The organism is Streptomyces sp. WG5, assembly GCF_049974565.1.
Classification (GTDB): domain Bacteria; phylum Actinomycetota; class Actinomycetes; order Streptomycetales; family Streptomycetaceae; genus Streptomyces.
On sequence record NZ_JBNGGC010000007.1, the window covers coordinates 60,087 to 78,767 of the forward strand.

The window sequence follows — 18,681 nt, forward strand, 5'->3', positions numbered from 1 at the left end:
CCTCCTTCCACCCTTCCACCCCCGTTCGGGACCCCGCAACGGCACGGCCGCCGACCGGGCACCCGACGCCCCGGCCCCCGGGGCCGGCCGGTGGCCCTGTCCGGCCGAAGCAGGGGCCGGAACCTGCCGAGCACCGACCCGGTCCGGTCGACACCGGCCGACTCGGGCCTCCGGTCGACTCCGGACGAACACCGGCCGACTCCGCCGGAAGCCGACGGGGCGGGTCCGGCCGAACGCCGGCCGACTCCGCCGAAAGCCGACGGGGCCCTCCGGCCGAACGCCGGAGGGCCCGAGTGAACACCAACCGCCCTTCACGGCGCCCGCCGCCCACACCGTGCCCAGCCGCCCCCGTCACTCCGGATCGGCACCACAACGGCAGCCGGCCGGTTGCCGCGCGGAGCGCGCTATCCGTGCCAGGACCGCCACAGCGCGGCATACGCGCCGTCCGCCGCGACCAGCTCGTCGTGGCTGCCCAGTTCGCTGATCCGGCCGTTCTCGACGACGGCGATGACATCCGCGTCGTGGGCGGTGTGCAGGCGGTGGGCGATCGCGACGACTGTGCGTCCGTCGAGGACCTTGGCCAGGGACCGTTCGAGATGGCGAGCGGCCCGGGGATCGAGCAGGGACGTCGCCTCGTCCAGCACCAGGGTGTGCGGGTCGGCCAGCACCAGGCGGGCCAGCGCGATCTGCTGGGCCTGTGCCGGAGTGAGCGCGAATCCGCCCGAGCCGACCTCGGTGTCGAGCCCTTCGGCGAGGGCCCGGGACCAGTCGTCCGCGTCGACCGCGCCCAGCGCCGCCCACAGCTCGGCGTCGGTGGCGCCGGTCCGGGCGAGGCGGAGGTTGTCGCGCAGGGAGCCCACGAAGACGTGGTGCTCCTGGTTGACGAGGGCGACGTGCGAGCGGACCCCTTCGGCGGACATCCGGGACAGTTCCGCGCCGCCCAGCGTGATCCGGCCGTCGCGAGGACCGTAGATGCCGGCCAGCAGCCTGCCCAGGGTGGATTTGCCGGCGCCCGAGGGCCCGACCAGGGCGAGTCTCGTGCCCGGAGCGACCTCCAGCGACACCTCGCGCAGTACGTCCACGCCCTCGACGTAGCCGAAGTGCACTCGGTCGGCGTGCACGTGCCGTCCGTCGGGCGCCAGGGACGAGTCGCCGGCGTCCGGCTCGATGTCCCGCACGCCCACCAGCCGGGCCAGTGACACCTGGGCCACCTGGAGCTCGTCGTACCAGCGCAGGATGATGCCCACCGGGTCGACGAGCATCTGCGCGATCAGCGCCGCCGTGGTCAGCTGTCCGACCCCGATCCAGCCCTGCAGGACGAACACACCACCGATCAGCAGGACGGAGGCGAGCACCGTCACATGGGTGATGTTGACGACGGGGAAGAGCACCGACCGCAGCCACAGCGTGTAGCGCTCCCAGGCGGTCCACTCCTTGATCCGGCGCTCCGACAGCTCGATGCGGCGGGCGTCCAGACGGTGGGACTCGACGGTACGCCCGGCGTCCACGGTCTCGGCGAGCGCGGCGGCCACGGCGGCGTACCCGGCGGCCTCCGAACGGTATGCGGAGGGCGCCCGCCGGAAGTACCAGCGGCAGCCGATGACGAGCAGCGGCACCGCGAGGAGCACGGCCGGTGCCAGCTCAGGCGCCGTGACCACCAGCCCGCCCAGCAGCAGAACCACCCACACGACGCCGATCGCCAGCTGGGGCACGGCCTCGCGCATGGCGTTGGCGAGCCGGTCGATGTCCGTGGTGATCCGGGAGAGCAGATCACCCGTGCCGGCCCGCTCCAGCACGCCCGGCGGCAGCCCGACCGACCGCACGAGAAAGTCCTCGCGCAGATCGGCCAGCATCCGCTCGCCGAGCATGGCCCCGCGCAGCCGCACCTCCCGCACGAACACGGCCTGCACGACGAGGGCGACCACGAAGAACGTGACCGTGAGACCGACGTCCGTTTCGCGGGCGTCGTCCGACACCCGTTCCACGAGCCCGCCCAGCAGATAGGGCCCCGCCATCGAGGCGATCACGGCGACGACGTTGACGGTGACGAGGAAGAGGAAAGCGCGGCGGTGCCGGCGCAGCAGTTCTCCCGCGTAGGCGCGTACGGTCGAGGGCGCGCCGACAGGCAGGGTGCTCGCCGTCGTCGGGGCCGCCGGGTCGTACGACGGTGGCGCGACGCCGATCATGCCGTCTCCTCGATCTCTTCCAGTCGGTGCAGTACGTCGTCGCCGAGGACGTCGTCGTCCAGGGCCTTCGCCGGTTCGTCCCCGGCGGTTCCGTCCCGGTCCGCCGCTGTCTCCTCGTCGGTCTCGCGGGTCACCACCGCCCGGTACCGGGGCTCGGTGTGCAGCAGGTCCCGGTGGGCGCCGACCGCGGCGACCTCGCCGTCGTGCAGGAACACGATCCGGTCCGCGCGGTCCAGCAGCAGCGGCGACGAGGTGAACACCACTGTGGTGCGTCCTGCCCGCAGCGTCCGCACGCCCTCCGCGATCCGTGCCTCGGTGTGCGAGTCCACGGCGGAGGTCGGTTCGTCCAGGACGAGCGCCTCCGGGTCCGTGATCAGGGACCGGGCCAGCGCGAGCCGCTGGCGCTGGCCGCCCGACAACGAGCGGCCCTTCTCGGTGATGCGGGCGTCCATCGGGTCGTCGGCGCCGAGTGATCCCTGCGCGAGTGCCGCCAGTACGTCCCCGCACTGGGCGGCGGCCAGCGCGTCCTCCGCGCCGACGGTGCCGGACGCGGGTACGTCGAGCAGTTCACGCAGCGTGCCGGAGAGCAGCACCGGGTCCTTGTCCTGCACCAGCACGGCGGTGCGAGCGGACTTCAGTGGCAGCTCGTCCAGCGGAACCCCGCCCAGCAGGGCCGACGTGCCCTCCTCCGAGGGGTGTCCGCCGAGCCGTTCCGCCAGCCGCCCGGCCGCGTCGGGGTCGCCGCACACCACGGCGGTGAACCGGCCCTTCGGCGCGAGGAGACCGGTGGTCGGGTCGTACAGGTCCCCGGACGGGACCTCGGCGGGACGCGAGCCCGCGGTGTCGGTGGCGCGCTCCAGCGCCAGGACCCGTGCGGCGCGTTTGGCCGAGGGCCGGGAGAAGGAGTACGCCATGGCGATCTCCTCGAAGTGCCGCAGCGGATAGGTGAGGATCATGACGGAGCTGTAGACGGTGACCAGTTCGCCGACGCCGATGCTGCCCTCGCGGGCCAGGTGGACGCCGTGCCAGACCACCGCGACCAGCAGCAGTCCCGGCAGCAGCACCTGGATCCCGGAGATCAGTGACCACATCCGGGCGCTGCGCACGGCTGCGTGGCGTACCTCCTGGGAGGCGTCTCGGTAGCGGTCGAGGAAGAGCTCCTCCCCGCCGATGCCGCGGAGCACGCGCAGTCCCGCGACGGTGTCCGAGGCGAGTTCGGTGGCGCGGCCGGCCTTCTCGCGCTGCACGTCGGCCCGCCGGGTGGCCCGGGGGAGGAGGGGCAGCACCGCGAGGGCCAGCACCGGCAGGCCCAGGATCACGACGACGCCGAGCGCCGGCTCGTAGACGAGCAGGGCCACGCAGACCAGCACGATGGTCAGCGCGGCCGCGGTGAAGCGGGAGACGGCCTCCACGAACCAGCCGATCTTCTCGACGTCGCCGGTGGAGACGGCCACGACCTCGCCGGCCGCGACGCGACGGGTCAGTGCCGAGCCCAGCAGGGCGGTCTTGCGGGCCAGCAGTTGCTGGACGCGGGCCGCGGCGGTGATCCAGTTGGTGATGGCGCTGCGGTGCAGGAAGGTGTCGCCGACCGCGTTGCCGACGCAGCACAGCACCATGACCCCGCCGGCGAGGGCGAGCCGGGTGCCGGAGCGGTCGACCACGGCCTGGATGGCGAGACCGACGCAGAACGGCAGGGCGGAGACGGAGGCGAAGTGCAGCAGGCCCCAGGCCAGCGACTTGAGCTGTCCGCCCAGCTGGTTCCGGAACAGCCACCACAGGAATCGGGGACCCGAACGTGCGTCCGGCACGCCCGGGTCGGGAAACGGAAGGTCTCGGATCTGCATGGCATCCCAGTGGCTCGTGTCAGGGGGTGCCGTTCACGACGGCATCAAGAGGCTGCAAACCGTGAAAGGTTCGCGTCGCGGCAGGCCAAAATCAAGCGGTTTTCCGCGGTGGGGTACGAATCCGGCTGCCTCCGCCACCCACCCACCTGCCGCGCCGCTGCGGCGCGATGCGGTGCGCGTGCGAACGCGGACCCATGCGGAGCGGCAGGTGGGTGGCGTGCACCCGGTCCGCCGCCTTCGCGGCGCGCCGCGAAGGCGGCGCAGGCCGTACCGGCACGACTGTGACCACGCCGTCGCCATCGACCACAACCGGGTCAAGGGCACCTCGCCGAACGACCCGACCCGCCCCGAGGGCGCGGGCGAGGGGTGGTGGCATCTGGCTGCATATGGACCACGGAAGCCGTACGTCAGCCTGCCGCAAGCCGGCGATGGAGTACCGGCCGCGCACGCTGGCCCCCGAGCACGCCCCGGTGGTGGTCATGAGGACAGGGCGCATCCCAGTGCCTGACCGCCATCTCAAGGCGTGACCGCGCGTCCGACAGGCGTGACCGCGCGTCCGAGAGGCGTGACCGCGAGCCGCCGGTCACGCCGTCCGTCGGCCCCGTCCGAGGTCGGGCCCGTCGATCAGCGTGTCCAGGAGTCCGCCGAGCACCGCGCGCTGCTCGTCCGTCAGCGGGGCCAGGATCTCCTCGGCGGCGCACCGGCGTGCGCCGTGCAGTTCCCGCAGGGCCGCGTGCCCTTCGGCGGTGAGCTCGATCCGGATCACCCGGCGATTGGCCGGGTCCGGTACGCGGCGCACCATCCCGGCCGCCTCCAGTCCGTCGACCAGAGTCGTCACCGCCCGCGGCACGACCTCCAGGCGCTCGGCCAGATCGGCCATGCGGGGTGGCGAGCCGTAGTGCGCCAGGGTGCGCAGCAGCCGGGACTGGGCCGGTGTGATGCCGAGGTCGCGGTGCTCGAGATGGCGCTTCTGGATGCGGTGCACGCGGCGGGTGAGCCGCAGCAACTGCTCCGCGAGCAGGCCGTCGGGATCGGGGGCGGTCATGGGGGAACAATATCAGGATGATGTTCATTGTGAGTATAGGTAACAATGACTTATGATCCGTGAGATCCACGCAGGTCTGCCGACGGCAGGCCGCGCCGGCCTCCCCCTCCGTCTCCGAAGGAGCTTATGCACCCCGGTCGCGCATCCACCTGGACCGCACCCGCCGACGCCGGCGAACAGCCCCGGCAGGTGCGCCGCATCCTGAAGCTGTTCCGTCCCTACCGCGGCCGCCTGGTGATCGTCGGGCTGCTGGTCGGCGCAGCGTCGCTGGTGTCGGTCGCCACGCCCTTCCTGCTGAAGGAGATCCTCGACGTCGCGATCCCCGAGGGGCGCACGGGCTTGCTGAGCCTGCTCGCCCTCGGCATGATCCTCGGCGCCGTCCTCACCAGCGTCTTCGGCGTGCTGCAGACGCTGATCTCCACGACCGTGGGCCAGCGCGTCATGCACGACCTGCGCACCGCCGTCTACGGCCGGCTGCAGCAGATGTCCCTCGCCTTCTTCACCCGCACCCGCACCGGCGAGGTCCAGTCCCGCATCGCCAACGACATCGGCGGCATGCAGGCCACCGTGACCTCCACGGCGACCTCCCTGGTCTCCAACCTCACCGGCGTGATCGCCACGATCGCCGCCATGGTCGTTCTCGACTGGCGATTGACCGTCGTCTCGCTGCTCCTCCTCCCCGTCTTCGTGTGGATCAGCCGTCGCGTCGGCAGGGAGCGCAGGAAGATCACCACACGACGCCAGAAGCAGATGGCCGCGATGGCCGCCACGGTCACCGAGTCCCTCTCCGTGAGCGGCATCCTGCTCGGCCGCACCATGGGCCGCTCCGACTCGCTCACCCGGGCCTTCGCCGACGAGTCCGAGAGCCTGGTCGACCTCGAGGTGAAGTCGAACATGGCGGGCCGCTGGCGGATGGCCGTCATCACGATCGTCATGGCCGCCATGCCGGCCGTCATCTACTGGACCGCGGGCATCGCCCTCCAGTTGGGCGGCCCGGACGTCTCCCTCGGCACCATCGTCGCCTTCGTCTCGCTCCAGCAGGGACTGTTCCGCCCGACCGTGAGCCTGCTGTCGACCGGCGTCCAGATCCAGACCTCGCTCGCGCTCTTCCAGCGCATCTTCGAGTACCTGGACCTGCCGATCGACATCACCGAGCGCGCCGACCCCGTCCGCCTCGACCGCATCAAGGGCGAGGTCCGCTTCGAGGGCGTCGAGTTCCGCTACGACGGCAAGGGCGGCCCCGTCCTCGACGGCATCGACATCACCGTCCCCGCGGGCAGCAGCCTCGCCGTCGTCGGCCCGACCGGCGCCGGCAAATCCACACTGGGCCACCTGGTGCCGCGGCTGTACGACGTGACGGGCGGCCGGGTCACCCTCGACGGGGTCGACGTCCGCGACCTCGACTTCGACACCCTCGCGCGCGCGGTCGGCGTCGTTTCGCAGGAGACGTACCTCTTCCACGCCTCGGTCGCCGAGAACCTGCGCTTCGCCAAGCCGGACGCCACCGACGCGGAGCTGGAGGCGGCGGCGCGGGCGGCGCAGATCCACGACCACATCGCCGCCCTGCCCGACGGCTACGACACGGTGGTCGGTGAGCGTGGGCACCGTTTCTCCGGCGGGGAGAAGCAGCGCCTGGCCATCGCCCGCACCATCCTGCGCGACCCGCCCGTCCTCGTCCTCGACGAGGCGACCAGCGCCCTGGACACCCGTACCGAGGCCGCTGTGCAGGCCGCCATCGACGCCCTGTCCGCCGACCGCACCACGATCACCATCGCGCACCGCCTGTCCACCGTCCGCGGTGCCGACCGCATCGTGGTCCTCGACGCCGGGCGCCTGGCGGAACAGGGCAGGCATGAGGAGCTCCTGGAGCGGAACGGGCGGTACGCGGCCCTGGTCCGCCGGGACGCCCGACTGGAGCCGACAAGATGACGATATGCCGGGTTTGCGTACAAATGGGGGTTACCGTGCCCGCATGCAGACGAACACTCCGCGACGGAGCACGAGAGGCACCAGGAGAACGATCCGACTGACGCGCCGGGGCCGTATCGCCCTGATCGTGACCGGCGCCGTCGTGGCCGGTACCGCGGTGGCGGTGCCGCTGCTGGTGCCGGACGAGGAGGGCGACTCCCGCCCCACCTCCCTGGTGATCCCGGAGGGCTGGCGCGCGACCCAGGTCTACGAGGCCGTCGACAAGACCCTTGCTCTGGCCCCCGGCACGACCAAGAAGTCCCTGGCCAAGGCCAACCTCGAACTGCCGAACGACGCCGAGGGAAACCCGGAGGGCTATCTCTTCCCGGCGACCTATCCGCTCGGTGAGAACCCGACGCCCGAGAAACTGCTGACGGCCATGGTCGACACGGCGAACGAGCGGTTCAACGGCGCCCCGGTCGCCGCGGGCGCCCAGCGCAACGCGCTGAACGTCTACCAGGCGGTCACCATCGCCAGCATCGTGCAGGCCGAGGCCGCCACGGAGGAGGACATGGGGAAGGTCGCCCGGGTGATCTTCAACCGGCTGGAACGCGGTATGCCGCTCCAGATGGACTCCACCATCAACTACGCCCTGCGCCGCTCCAGCCTGGAGACCACCACCGAGGACACCAGGATCGACAGCCCCTACAACTCGTACCAGCGCATGGGCCTGCCTCCCACGCCCATCGACAACCCGGGCGACGAGGCCGTTCGCGCCGCTGTCACGCCGACCCCCGGCGACTGGCTGTACTTCGTCACGGTCAAGCCGGGCGACACCCGCTTCACCGCCGACTACGCCGAACACCAGCGCAACGTCGCCGAGTACAACCGCATCCGGCAGAGCGCCTCGAAGGAGCCTGCCGAGACGAGGTGACCGGCCGGCGTCACGTGGCGACCGGTTCCTGTTCGGCCAGCAGTCGCCTGATGTCCCGTACGGCCGCGCGTCCGGCCCGGTTGGCGCCCACGGTGCTGGCCGACGGCCCGTAGCCGACGAGATGGATCCGAGGGTCGGCGACGGCACGCGTCCCCTCGACACGGATCCCGCCCCCCGCCTCCCGCAGCCGCAGCGGTCTCAGATGGCCGATGGCGGCCCGGAACCCGGTCGCCCACAGGATGACGTCGGCGGCCGCCCGCCGTCCGTCGCTCCACTCGACCCCCTCGGCCGTGATCCGGTCGAACATGGGCCGCCGGTCCAGCACCCCCGACTCCAGACCCGCCCGGATCGCGTCGTTCAGCGGCAGTCCGGTGACCGCCACCACGCTCTTCGGCGGCAGTCCCTGCCGCACCCGTTCCTCGACGAGCGCCACCGCGGCCCGGCCCGCGTCCTCGTCGAAGGGCCCCTCGCGGAAGACGGGGGGCCGCCTCGTCACCCACGTGGTGGCCGCGGCGTACGGGGCGATCTCCAGCAGGTGCTGCGTCCCGGAGGCGCCCCCGCCCACCACGACCACGCGCTGCCCGGCGAACTCCTCGGGGCCGGTGTACTGCGCGGTGTGCAACTGCCGCCCCCGGAAGGTCTCCTGCCCCGGACTGCGCGGCCAGAAGGGCCGGTCCCAGGTGCCGGTCGCGTTGATCAGTGCCCGCGCCGACCAGGGGCCGGCCGACGTCTCGACGAGCAGCCGCCCGCCCGTCCCCTCGCGCACCGCCCGCACGTCGACAGGCCGCCGCACCCGCAGATCGAAGGTCCGCTCGTACGTCGCGAAGTACTCGCCGACGACCTCGGCGGACGGCCGCGCCGGATCCGCGCCGGTCAGCTCCATGCCCGGCAGGGAGTGCATGCCGTGCACCTTGCCGTACGTCAGCGACGGCCAGCGGAACTGCCAGGCGCCGCCGGCCCGGGGCGAGTGGTCGAGCACCACGAAGTCCCGCTCGGGCTCGAACCCGGTGCGCCTGAGGTGATGGGCCGCGGCGAGCCCCGCCTGACCGGCACCGACGACGACGACCTCGACCTCCTGTGTGTTGTTCACCTTTCTACCAACGGATTGGGGCGTCCCGGTCTTCCCCGATCCGCCCCGGGACGATCACGAGCCCGGTGCTCCCCCGCCCGGCTCGCCGCGTACGTCAGGATGGGGGCATGCCAGATGCCTTCACCACCCGAGTCCTGAACCTCGCCACCGGCTCGTCGGAGCGGGTCGCCGACATCACCGGTGACTGCGAGTCCTTCCTGCGCGAGGCGGCGGCCGGCCGCGACGGTCTCCTCAACGTCTTCGTCCCGCACGCCACCGCCGGCATCGCGGTCATCGAGACCGGCGCCGGCAGCGACGACGACCTGCTGGCCGCCCTGCACACCCTGCTCCCCGCCGACGACCGCTGGCAGCACCGCCACGGCAGCCCCGGCCACGGCCGCGACCACGTCCTGCCCGCCTTCGTACCGCCGCACGCGACGCTGCCGGTGATCGGCGGACGCCTGGAACTCGGCACCTGGCAGTCGGTGTGCCTGGTGGACACGAACAGGGACAACCCCGACCGCCGGGTGCGATTGTCCTTCCTCGGGTAGCTCCGGCGCAGCCGAGGCACTGGAGGCGAAGTCCGGCCGTACCGAGCGGGAGGGCTGGGACTGGCCCCGGGAGACGGCCGGGACCGGCCCCGGGACGGCCGTGCGAGCCGGCTCGCAGGCGAAGAAGCCGACGGCCCGGTCGGAGCCGGCCGTGCCCTCGTGTGTGCGAGAAACGAGCCGCCTCTTGGCCCTGGCAGCGGGTGGATCCGTGAGAGCGGCCGGGCTCCTGACCGAGTTCGGCAGCGTGGTGCGGGCTGCCGAATCTCAGAGCCTTCTGATTTCACGTCACTACCGTCCGGGCCATGGTGCGCGACTATCTCATCATCGGGGCCGGACCGGCCGGACTCCAACTTGCCGCTCTGCTGGAACGCGACGGGCGCGACTACGTCGTCCTGGAGCGGGGGAGCGGACCGGGGACGTTCTTCACCCGGTATCCCCGCCATCGGCAGCTGATATCGACCAACAAGGTGAACACGGGTTTCACGGACCCGGAACTCAACCTGCGCATGGACTGGAACTCGCTGCTCAGCGACGACCCGGAGCTGCTCTTCACCCGGTACAGCGAGCGCTACTTCCCACCGGCGGACGACCTGGTGCGCTATCTGGCCGACTTCGCGGCACGCACCGCGGTGCGCGTCGAGTACGGGACAGAGGTCGTCCGGATCTCCCGCGCGGACGGCGTCTTCACCGTCGTCGACGACGACGGACGCACCCGGCAGGCCAAGCGGCTGGTCATGGCGACCGGTGTCTCCCGACTCCACGAGCCGCCGATCCCGGGACTCGAACTCGCCGAGCGGTACGACACCTTCGACCCCGACCCGGCGTCCTTCACCAACCAGCGGGTGCTCATCATCGGCAAGGGCAACTCCGCGTTCGAAACCGCCGACGGTCTCGTGGAGAAGGCCGCGGTGATCCACGTCGCCGGCCCGCACTCGGTCAAACTCGCCTGGAAGACCCACTATCTCGGGCATCTGCGCGCGGTGAACAACAACTTCCTGGACACCTACCAGCTCAAGTCGCAGAACGCGGTGCTCGACGGCACCGTGGAGAGCATCGAGAAGTCCGGGAGCGGCGGCTTCCGGGTGATGCTCCGCTATGCGCGGACCAGGGAACCGCTGCGCGAACTGCACTACGACCGGATCATCGTATGCACCGGTTTCCGCTTCGACGCGTCCGTCTTCGACGACACCTGCCGCCCCGCGCTCGTCATCAACGACCGGTTCCCCGAGCAGACCTCGTCCTTCGAGTCGGTCAACGTACCGGACCTGTACTTCGCCGGAACCCTGATGCAGCAGCGGGACTTCAAGAAGTCCACCAACGGCTTCATCCACGGTTTCCGCTACGCGACGCGTGCCCTGCACCGCATCCTGGGCGCCCGCCATCCCGGTACCCCCTGGCCGGCCCGGACGCTCACCGCCACGCCGGAGGCGATCGCCGACGCCGTCATCGGCCGCGTCAACCGCTCGTCGGGCCTGTGGCAGCAGTTCGGGTTCCTCGGTGACGTGGTCGGCGTGGACGGCGACCGCGCCGTGTACCAGGAAGAGGTCCCGCTCGACTACGTCACCGACGGCGGTCTCGGGCCCGCACCGCACCGGTTCGTCGTGGACCTGGAGTACGGACCCGAACACGACCAGGCCGACCCGTTCGACATCGGTGTCCCGCGCGTGGTCGAGAACGACGTCGCCCACGCCATGGATTCCACGTATCTCCATCCCGTCGTCCGCCACTACCGGGACGGCGTACTCGCCGGGACCCACCACCTGGCGGAGAACCTGGAGAACGACTGGAACCTCCCAGCGGTCCACCGGCAGCCGCTCACCAGGTTTGTGAGGGAGAGCCTTGGCTGAGCAGTTCCCCGGTGCCGTACTCGACCTCCTCGACGCGGCGGGCGACCGTACGGTGTTCGAGCACGCCGGCCGGGAGGTCTCGGGAGCCCGGCTCCTCGGCATGGTGCGGCGCGCCGTGAACGGCATGCGGCGCTGCGGTGTCGGGCCCGGCGACGGCGTCGCCATGCTGCTCGGGGTCGGCCCCGGGCCGTTCGCCGCGGTCATCGCCGCCCACGTCCTCGGGGCCCGCGTCGTCGGGGTGCGGCCCGGCCTGACCGGGCGTCAGCAGAAGCACGTCCTGAGGGATGCCGCCGTACGGGTCACCGACCGGCCCGACGGTCCCGGCGCCCGCGGTGCCGGAAGGGTCCTCGCGCTCGACAGCCTGCTGTCGGCGGAGGACGACGGTGTCCGGCCACGAGTGCTGGCACGGCCCGAGGACGTCGCCCGGCTCCTGCACACCAGCGGCAGCACCGGCGTCCCCAAGGCGTGCGCCCAGACCTACGCGGCGATGACCGCGGGCTGGGCGCACCGGCCGGACGCCTGGCCGCCCGCCGTCCGTCGACTCGCCGGGCGCCTGGACCGGTTCCTGGTGTTCGGCACCCTGGCCAGCCAGGTGATGATGGAGTACGGGCTGCTGGCACTTGCCGCCGGCGGCACCCTGGTCACCGCCGACCCGCCGGACTTCCCCGACGCCCTGGTGCGGCACCGGGCGACCGCGAGCGTCATCACGGTCGCCCGGTTGGCGAAGCTCGTGGCGGGTCAGCGCGAGTCGCCGGTGGACCTCGGCGCACTGCGCGCGCTGATGGTGTCGGGGTCACCGCTGGAGCCGGGACGGCTGCGGGAGGCGGTCGAGGTGCTCGGCCCGGTCGTCTTCCACGGCTACGGACAGACCGAGACCGGCATGATCTCCATGGCCACCCCGGAGGAGCCGGCAGGCTCCCTCGGGGTGCCGCCCGTCGAACTGGAGATCCGCGACACCTCCGGCCGCCCGGTCCGGCGGGGGACCGACGGCGAACTCTTCGTCCGTACCCCGTCGCAGAGCTCCGGCTACTGGCGGGAACCCGCCCTCACGGCGGAGGTGTTCCGCGACGGGTGGGTGCGCACCCGCGACCTCGGCCGTCTCGACGCATCGGGCCGGCTGTGGCTCACGGGACGGGTCCGTGACGTGATCATCGTCAACGCCAACGTGTACTACGCCGGGCCCGTCGAGCGGCTGCTCGCCGGGCATCCCGCGGTGGCGGAGGCGTACGTCGTCGCCGTGCCCGACGACAGCACGGGCGAGGCCGTCCACGCCTTCGTCGTCCCCTCGCCCGGTCGTACCCCGGACCTCGGCGAACTGCGCACGCTCGTGGCGGCGGAGCTGGGTGAGGCCTGCGCGCCGACCCGGCTCACCCTCATCGGCGAGGTACCGCTCACGGCCGCCGGAAAACCCGACAAGCGGCGTCTCGCGGCCGGAGGCTAGCGCCGGGCCCCGTCCCGGGCCGTGCCCGGGACGGCAGGAGGGACGGGGCGGCGCGCGCGACGCCATGGACGCCACCGCTCACGGCGCCGTGCCCTCGTTGCCCGGTGCGGGCGTTGCCGGCACGGTCTTCTCGGTGGTGACGGCCTCGCCGCGCACCAGATCGTCGAGTTCGGCGTTCAGCCCGGCGTCTTCGGGATGCCGGGCAGCGGCCTGCGGGTCGCTCCCGCGGAGGGCGACGGCTCCCCCCGCGACGGCCATGGGGAGAGCGACGAGCACCGCGGCGGTGCGCATGCCTCCCGGCGCGGAGAGGACCAGAGCGATGAGAGGGGGCCCGAAGGCTCCGCCTGATTTGCCGACCGCCGCGGCCCAGCCGCCGGCGGTCCCCCGGATGGCCATCGGGTAGATCTCGGCCGTGTAGGGGCCGATGAGTGCGATGACACCGGCGGTCCCGGCGAACAGCAGCATCACGGCGGTCAGGAGGACAGGCCGGCTGCCGTCCGTCCCGACGGCGGCCAGAGCGAGCAGCGCCGCGACGGTGAGGGCCGCGTAGACGACCATGGTGCCCTTCGCCGACCAGCGCATGTAGAGCCATGCGGCCGCGACGCAGGTGGGGATGGACAACAGCGACGAGACGAACAGCAGCGTGGCGGCGGACATGCCCCCCTCGTTCGAGGCCTCCAGCAGACTGGGCAGGAAGGTGATGAAACCCCAGTAGACGAGGCCCCAGGCGAGTGCGTAACCGCTGACGACCAGAGTCTTGGCCGTCTGAGGGCGTTTGAACAGGGTGGAGGCGGGGACGCGCCCGGCCTGGGACCGCTGGGCGGTGAAGGCGGCCGACTCCGGGATCCACCGGTTCAGCGCGATCAGGATCAGGACCAGTGGGAGCTGGGCGAACCAGAGGACGCGCCACCCGGTCAGCGGGATCAGCACCGCGGCCAGTCCGGCGGCTGCCATGTAGCCGCCGGTGGTGGTGAGCCCGGCCTGGAGCACCATGATGGCCGCGCGTCGTCCGGGCGGCAGACTCTCGGTCATCAGGGCGTAGACGACGGGCAGCATGCCTCCGGCCGCCATCCCCATCAGAGCGCACATGACCAGGATGCCGCTGTAGGTCGTCATGGCGCCGCACACCGTCGTACCGAGAAAGAGGAGGGACGCGATGAGGATCGTGGCCCTGCGCCCGATTCGGTCCGCGGCACGGCCCCCCACGAGTGATCCCAGTACCGTGCCGCTGAGTGCCACGGTGGGCAACCACGAGATCTCAGCGGCGCTGAGATGGAACTCGGCACGCATGCCGGGCTGGATGAACGCCAGGGTGGCGGGTTTCATCTGGTCGACCATCAGCGCGAAGCTCAGAACGGCGATGAGACTGTGCCGGCTCGCCCGGGCCGGGGCGGGGCCGGCCGCGGGGCCTGCTCCAGGGGGCTGCACGACCGCGAACCCGGAGATCACCACGCCCACGACGATGGCGGCCATGGCGGCCCACATCATCTCCGACGTTCCCATCATGGCCATGTGGAACCCCATGGACGCGGAATCGATGAACATCCACACGTGCTGGCCGACGCCGGCGCAGGTGAGGGCGACGCCGGTCCAGAACATCAAGGGCCGGGGTATCAGCGAAGCTGGTTGTGCGGGCAAGGTCAGTTCTCCACCCTGTAGAAGCTCTGACGGGGCTCGCCGCGGAAGCGGCCCGCCTCGGCGACGGGCGGCGCTCCGTGCGGTCGCGGCCAACGGCTCACGACCCGGCAGCCGGCCGGGACCACGACCGCCGGAACGAACGCGGGGCCGAGCTCCGTGCGAGTCATCCGGCGCCCCTTTCCGGGTGGCGGACCGGACAGCGTCCGGCCCGCTGCTCCTCGAAGTACCGTGCCGCCGGACGCCGTCGGCGGGCATGCAGGACCATGACCGTGCCGAGCACCAACTGGCGTACGCTCCGGGTGACGTCCTCCACCCCGTCCCGCAGCCGGACGAAGGTCCGCAACGCCTCCAGGCGGCGGGGCCGGGGAGGCAGGCCGCGCGGAATCAGCAGGCACGGCGCCCGGTGCGGGATGGAGCGGGTGTGCGCGGCCGTGGAGTCCAGCCGGAAGCGGCCCAGCACCTCGCGGACCGCGGCGCGCAGTACGAGCGGCGAGATCCGCCAGGCCGGACAGGGGCGGTTCGCTGCCATGCCGTACGGGATGTGGTGGACGTCCCTGGCGGTCAGGCGGGTCCAGCGGTCGGGGTCGAACTCCTCGGGCCGTTCGTATCCGGTGGCGTGGTAGTCGGGGTAGCTGAAGCACACCACGGAGCCCGCCGGCAGCACCGTCGCCTCGTCGAGCGGGATCTCACCCGTGGTGATCCGGTGGGCGATGCCGAACAGCGGGTACAGCCGCATCGTCTCGTCGAGCACCTGCGTCAGGTACCGGTCGTCCTCGGGATCCGCGGCCAGGCGCTGCTGCACCCGCGGGTGGTGGGCGAGGGCGAACAGGACGTGCGCGGTCGCCTCGGACAGTTGCACGACCGCCGTGTTGAAGAAGGTCCCTTGCAGGTAGTGCACCTGCTCCGGCACCGACAGGGAGGCCGGCAGCGGGTGCGGTACGTGGCCGGCCGCGACCCGGTCCCGCAGATAGGCGGTCAGTCGGGCCCGGCGGCGCGGATGGCGTAGACCGGTGCACTTCAGGGCGGTGATCACGTCATCGGCGTGAGCGGTGATCAGGTCCCGGGCGCGCGGCGGGCACGGCTCCCGGAAGACGAGCTCGTAGCAGAACCCGGCCCACGCGGGCATCACCAGGTCCCGCAGCCGTACGAGGCTGATCCGCGTGTCCGGCAGCGTGTCCAGCGCGCCGGCGACGGCGCGGGCCGCTGCCGCCGTGAGATCGGCCGAGTTTCCGGCGACGATGCGCCGCGTCGTCGCGGCTACGTCCTCGTAGCGTTCGCCGGGCTCCAAGTGTTCCTGGTGCACCTCGGGCCCCGGCGCCAGCCAGTACCAGAACAGGTCGGACAGGCCCGCCCCCTCGCTCCGCCCGTTCGCGGCCGGGTGGGCGTAGACCCGCTCGAACACCTCCGGCCCGTGGATGGCGTTGGGCAGGGTCACCACCCGGTCGCCGTTGACCTTCTCGAAGATGCGTACGCGCAGCGCCACCACAGCGCGCGGCAGCCACCACGCCTGCGTCCTCGTCCGGTTCCTCACCGCGGCCCCCCGTTCCGCACGACCATGTCGGCCGTCAGATCGGCGTTCCGGCGCCCGCCGCACAGGGCGAGCGTGTGGTCGTACTCCTCCCGCAGTGTCGACAGGACCCGCCGTACCCCCGTCTCCCCCTCGGCGGCCAGACCCCACATCACCGGGCGTCCCACGCCGACGGCGGTCGCGCCCAGGGCGAGCGCGACCGCGACGTCGCTGCCCCGGCGCACCCCTCCGTCGAGCAGGACCGGCACCCGGCCCGCGACCGCCTCGGTGATGGCGGGCAGGCAGTCCACGGCAGCTGGGACCGCGTCGCACTGGCGGCCCCCGTGGTTGGAGACGATCACCCCGGCCGCACCGTGCTCGACGGCCAGCCGTGCGTCCTCCGGATGCAGTACTCCCTTGATCAGCACGGGAAGTGAGGTACCGCGCAGGGCCTCGGCGAAGTCCGGCCAGCGGACCGCCGGGGACATGGGGATGGCGGTGAGCGCGCCCGGTCCGGCACCGGGCAGGTCGCGCATGTTCTCCGAGGCGAGTCCGGGCGGCAGGTCGGTGAACCCGTTCCGCAGGTCCCTGGTGTGCCGGCCGAACACCGGCGAGTCGACGGTGATCACCAGTGCCGTGCAGCCCGCTTCCTCGGCGCGCCGGACGAGGGCGGAGGTGACCTCCCCGCGGGGGTGCAGATACAGCTGGAACCACACGGCCGGGTCGGACGCCGCTTCGCGCGCCGCGGCGACGACGTCGAGGACCGCGGTGGTCGCGGCCGTCCCCGTCACCAGGACGGCTCCCTCGGCCGCGGCGGCCCGGGCCGTGGCCCGCTCGCCGCCCCGGTGCACCAGCCGGTGGAAGGCGGTGGGTGCGACGATCACCGGCGCCACCTGCCGGGCCCCCGGCAGGTCGACGGCGGTGTCCCGCGTTTCGCTGCCGCTCAGCACCCTCGGCAGCAGCGCGTACCGGTCGAATGCCTTCTCGTTGCCGACGAGGACGCGTTCCTCGCCCGCGCCGCCCGCCACGTAGTCGTAGGGGACCGGATCCAGTGTCTTCCGTGCGCTGTCGTGCAGTTCCCGGAGCGTCACGACGCCACCGGGGTGGCCGGGCTCCGGTGCGCGGTGAGGAAGGCGTCCAGCGGGGCGCGGTGGACCTCCTCGCTGTCCCACTCGTTCTCCAGGTTCTCGGCGAGGTGGTGCTCGGCGACGAACTCACCGTCCCGGTACCAGCGGACGACCGGATGCAGATAGCGTCCGTCCAGGCCCGACGCGTCCTGCTGGGACTTGCGGCCCGCGGTGACGTCGAAGGGGTCCACCCGGTCGTGGTCCTCCCCGTATTCCAGGGTGATCACCGCGTAGGCGTCCACCTCACCGAAGTCCCCGGCGCGCACGGCGCCCGGCACGTGGCCGACGGGCACCTCCTCGGCGTAGCGCAGCGTGCCGTCCGGGGCGAGGAGCAGCAGGTCGCCGAGGACGGCGAACTGCTGCCACAGCGCGGAGGACCGGTTGACGCGGGTGATCACCGCGTCGACGGCCCGCTCCGTGGCGTCCCCGAGCACCGTCGTCGGCCAGGGCACCCTGTCGTACTGCTGCCGCAGTCCACGGTGCAGCGCCCGCACCGCGTAGCGGAAGCCGTGGATGAAGCCGGTCGTGGACTTCCCGAAGTCGCGGCCCTGCATCAGTGTCCCCGCGAAGTACAGACCGGGTACGTTGACCGACTCGCCGAGAGGCGTCAACTCCGGGAAACGGCCGTCGACGATCAGGTCCGGCGTGCAGGTGTCGTCGAAGATCGAGCCGTCGAACCGGAAGCCGGTCGCGACGATCACCCGGTCGTAGCGGATCTCCTTGACCACCTCGTCGACCCGCTCGAAGGAGACCGGTACGTGAAAGCCGTCCGGCTCACGTCTGACGGCGAGCACCCGGCCGTCGAGGAGAGCGTTCTGCGACTTCAGCTGGTAGCTGTCCAGGAAGTTGTTGTAGACCGCGCGCAGGTGTCCCACATAGTGCGTCCGCCAGGCCATCTTCAGCGAGCCCGAGCCGACGACGTGGATGACCGCCGCGGTCTCCATCAGGTTCTCGGCCGTCTCGAAGGCGGAGTTGCCCCGGCCGATGATGAGCACCCGCTGATCGGTGAAGGACTCCGGGTCGGTGTCGATCGTGTCGTAGCGTTCGGCCAGTTCGATGCCCGGGATCGACGGCACGTTCGGCACGGGCACTCCGGTGGCGGCCACCAGACGCCGGGCACGCCACGCCTGCCCCGTGTGGTCGGTGACGGTGAAGACCCCGGCGTCGCGGGAGACCTTCTCGACGGAGGTGTCGTACCGCACGCGCACCCCGGTCCGGGCGGCGAAGTCCGTCAGGTAGCGCACCAGGTCGTCGGCCGGCGGGAAGTAGCGGGGGCTGTACCGGGTGAACAGCAGCTCCGGGTCGTCGCTCAGCAGGGAGTTCCAGTCCATCCGCAGCCGCAGCTCCGGATCGTCGTACCCCGTGTGCACCTTGTTGTTCGAGATCAGAAAGCGGTGCCGGGGGAACCGCGTGAAGAACGTGCCCGGACCACTGCCGCGCTCCAGAAGGACGTAGTCCGCGCCGTCCCGCTCCAGGAAGGCGGCGAGTTGCAGCCCGGCGGGCCCCGCGCCGATGATCAGGTAGTCATGGGTCATGCTCCGGAAGCTAGTCACCGGATTTCAGAGCGCTCTGAGATTCCCCGCC

Annotated in this window: 14 protein-coding genes and 1 pseudogene; 6 read left to right on the top strand and 9 right to left on the bottom strand. The window is 71.9% G+C overall.

Features of this window, described 5'->3' with window-relative positions; translation table 11 throughout:
• Positions 1 to 404: 404 nt before the first annotated feature.
• Positions 405 to 2,186 (bottom strand): ABC transporter ATP-binding protein, encoded by a 1,782-nt coding sequence (locus tag ACP4IX_RS09135; RefSeq protein WP_426518303.1) that lies wholly within the window; start codon positions 2,184 to 2,186, stop codon positions 405 to 407.
• Positions 2,183 to 4,030: an ABC transporter ATP-binding protein gene (locus ACP4IX_RS09140; protein ID WP_426518301.1), complete on the bottom strand. Its 1,848-nt coding sequence runs from the start codon at positions 4,028 to 4,030 to the stop codon at positions 2,183 to 2,185. Before ACP4IX_RS09140 ends, ACP4IX_RS09135 begins: the two co-directional genes overlap by 4 nt.
• A gap of 244 nt (positions 4,031 to 4,274) precedes the next feature.
• Between ACP4IX_RS09140 and ACP4IX_RS09145 the strand changes: the two are divergent.
• Positions 4,275 to 4,557, top strand: a pseudogene (locus tag ACP4IX_RS09145) (hypothetical protein); the annotation flags it as partial.
• Positions 4,558 to 4,613: 56 nt separating this feature from the next.
• Here ACP4IX_RS09145 and ACP4IX_RS09150 read toward each other — a convergent pair.
• Positions 4,614 to 5,075: a MarR family winged helix-turn-helix transcriptional regulator gene (locus tag ACP4IX_RS09150; protein WP_426518299.1), complete on the bottom strand. Its 462-nt coding sequence runs from the start codon at positions 5,073 to 5,075 to the stop codon at positions 4,614 to 4,616.
• Positions 5,076 to 5,201: 126 nt separating this feature from the next.
• Between ACP4IX_RS09150 and ACP4IX_RS09155 the strand changes: the two genes are divergently transcribed.
• Positions 5,202 to 7,004, top strand: a complete 1,803-nt coding sequence (locus ACP4IX_RS09155; RefSeq protein WP_426555209.1) for an ABC transporter ATP-binding protein — start codon at positions 5,202 to 5,204, stop codon at positions 7,002 to 7,004.
• A 43-nt stretch (positions 7,005 to 7,047) separates the two neighbouring features.
• Complete coding sequence (gene mltG, locus ACP4IX_RS09160; RefSeq protein WP_426555210.1) at positions 7,048 to 7,917, top strand: endolytic transglycosylase MltG; 870 nt, start codon at positions 7,048 to 7,050, stop codon at positions 7,915 to 7,917.
• Positions 7,918 to 7,927: 10 nt separating this feature from the next.
• Here the strand turns inward: mltG and ACP4IX_RS09165 are convergent, their stop codons facing one another.
• Entirely contained in the window at positions 7,928 to 9,007 is a 1,080-nt protein-coding gene (locus tag ACP4IX_RS09165; RefSeq protein WP_426555211.1) for an NAD(P)-binding domain-containing protein, read from the bottom strand.
• 107 nt (positions 9,008 to 9,114) lie between these two features.
• Here ACP4IX_RS09165 and ACP4IX_RS09170 point away from each other — a divergent pair, with 107 nt between their 5' ends.
• The 3 genes from ACP4IX_RS09170 to ACP4IX_RS09180 all read left to right on the top strand — a co-directional run bounded on the left by ACP4IX_RS09170 (position 9,115) and on the right by ACP4IX_RS09180 (position 12,825).
• A complete protein-coding gene (locus ACP4IX_RS09170; protein WP_426518291.1) occupies positions 9,115 to 9,537 on the top strand; it encodes a YjbQ family protein in 423 nt (140 codons plus the stop codon).
• 302 nt (positions 9,538 to 9,839) lie between these two features.
• Complete coding sequence (locus tag ACP4IX_RS09175) at positions 9,840 to 11,384, top strand: NAD(P)-binding domain-containing protein (protein WP_426555212.1); 1,545 nt, start codon at positions 9,840 to 9,842, stop codon at positions 11,382 to 11,384.
• On the top strand, positions 11,377 to 12,825 hold the full coding sequence (locus ACP4IX_RS09180; RefSeq protein ID WP_426555213.1) for a class I adenylate-forming enzyme family protein: 1,449 nt from the start codon (positions 11,377 to 11,379) through the stop codon (positions 12,823 to 12,825). The genes ACP4IX_RS09175 and ACP4IX_RS09180 overlap by 8 nt, the downstream gene beginning before the upstream one ends.
• Before the next feature lie 78 nt (positions 12,826 to 12,903).
• On the opposite strand, the gene ACP4IX_RS09185 is transcribed toward ACP4IX_RS09180, so the two are convergent.
• From ACP4IX_RS09185 to ACP4IX_RS09205, 5 genes are read right to left on the bottom strand one after another with little or no spacing between them, the layout of a single operon-like run.
• Positions 12,904 to 14,424 carry an MFS transporter gene (locus tag ACP4IX_RS09185; RefSeq protein WP_426555214.1) on the bottom strand — a complete coding sequence of 507 codons (1,521 nt, stop codon included), beginning with the start codon at positions 14,422 to 14,424 and terminating at the stop codon, positions 12,904 to 12,906.
• 41 nt (positions 14,425 to 14,465) lie between these two features.
• Positions 14,466 to 14,630, bottom strand: coding sequence for a hypothetical protein (locus ACP4IX_RS09190; protein WP_426518283.1), 165 nt, complete (start codon positions 14,628 to 14,630; stop codon positions 14,466 to 14,468).
• A complete protein-coding gene (locus ACP4IX_RS09195) occupies positions 14,627 to 15,994 on the bottom strand; it encodes a cytochrome P450 (protein WP_426555215.1) in 1,368 nt (455 codons plus the stop codon). The genes ACP4IX_RS09190 and ACP4IX_RS09195 overlap by 4 nt, the downstream gene beginning before the upstream one ends.
• Complete coding sequence (locus ACP4IX_RS09200; RefSeq protein WP_426555216.1) at positions 15,991 to 17,061, bottom strand: alpha-hydroxy acid oxidase; 1,071 nt, start codon at positions 17,059 to 17,061, stop codon at positions 15,991 to 15,993. The genes ACP4IX_RS09195 and ACP4IX_RS09200 overlap by 4 nt, the downstream gene beginning before the upstream one ends.
• The gene (locus ACP4IX_RS09205) at positions 17,058 to 18,632 is read right to left on the bottom strand and encodes an NAD(P)-binding domain-containing protein (protein WP_426518278.1); all 1,575 of its coding nucleotides are present in this window, start codon (positions 18,630 to 18,632) and stop codon (positions 17,058 to 17,060) included. The genes ACP4IX_RS09200 and ACP4IX_RS09205 overlap by 4 nt, the downstream gene beginning before the upstream one ends.
• Positions 18,633 to 18,681 lie beyond the last annotated feature (49 nt).